General features: G+C 61.4%; 1 protein-coding gene. It reads left to right on the top strand.

Translation table 11 applies throughout. The features are described from left to right. Positions 1 to 292: 292 nt before the first annotated feature. Positions 293 to 505, top strand: a 213-nt coding sequence (rpsJ, locus tag HC022_RS28505) for a 30S ribosomal protein S10 (protein ID WP_167454591.1), incomplete at its 3' end; no start/stop codon positions are given.

Raw genomic sequence — 505 nt, 5'->3', positions numbered from 1 at the left:
CGTCGGTTCGGGCGTCGTCTCCAAGATCCTCGCGTAAGCGGGATCGGACCCGGCCGGTTTCCCTCGGGCGACCGGCCAGCCCAGAACATTTCCGGTCAGGCGCTGTGAGCTCTTGACTCGCAGGGGCGCCCGCTTTAGAGGGCGCGACTGCACGGATTTCCAAAGGTGGGTGCTTCGGCACCCACCGATTTATGGAAGGGGTGCAAATCCTTTCCGACCGGGTTCGAAGAGGGAACAGGGTGGTCCTGGTTCCTCCTCTCAACTCTCACGCCTATGAAAAGGCAGACCGAACATGCAAAGCCAGAACATTCGCATCCGGCTCAAGGCGTTCGATTACCGCGTCCTCGATGCATCGACGCAGGAGATCGTGAACACCGCCAAGCGGACCGGCGCGCAGGTGCGCGGCCCGATCCCGCTGCCGAACAAGATCGAGAAATTCACCGTTCTGCGTGGCCCCCACGTGTTTTTGAATGCTACGGCGCCCTCCGAGATCTACACCCACAAG

The sequence above is a fragment of the Salipiger sp. HF18 genome (assembly GCF_011806505.1).
Lineage (GTDB): Bacteria > Pseudomonadota > Alphaproteobacteria > Rhodobacterales > Rhodobacteraceae > Salipiger > Salipiger thiooxidans.
This window is presented reverse-complemented; position numbering and strand designations above follow the sequence as displayed.